The 432-nt window shown below is 66.0% G+C and carries 1 protein-coding gene; it reads left to right on the top strand.

Going from position 1 to position 432, the window contains the following annotated elements; translation table 11 throughout:
• On the top strand, positions 1 to 432 hold a 432-nt coding region (locus VSR71_RS35130; RefSeq protein ID WP_342917929.1), incomplete at both ends, for an aldehyde dehydrogenase family protein.

Here is a 432-nt window from a genome sequence, read left to right on the forward strand (position 1 = left end):
TCACCGACAACATCGGTGGCGGCATCGACAACTGGAACCTGCGCCAGCCGCTGGGCGTGGTGGCGGGGATCACGCCGTTCAACTTCCCGGTGATGGTGCCGATGTGGATGTTCCCGGTGGCGCTGGCCTGCGGCAACACGTTCGTGCTGAAGCCATCGGAGCGGGACCCGTCGCCGAGCCTGCTGATTGCCGATCTGCTGCGCCAGGCCGGGTTGCCCGATGGCGTGTTCAACGTCGTGCAGGGGGACAAGGAGGCGGTCGATGCGCTGCTGGCGCATCCGGATGTGCAGGCATTGTCGTTCGTTGGCTCGACGCCGATTGCCGAGTACATCTATACGGAAGGGACCAGGCATGGCAAGCGGGTGCAGGCGCTGGGCGGGGCCAAGAACCACCTGGTGGTGATGCCGGATGCGGATCTGGACCAGGCGGTCG

The sequence above is a fragment of the Cupriavidus oxalaticus genome, assembly GCF_038900635.1.
In the GTDB taxonomy this organism is placed as follows: Bacteria; Pseudomonadota; Gammaproteobacteria; order Burkholderiales; family Burkholderiaceae; genus Cupriavidus; species Cupriavidus oxalaticus_B.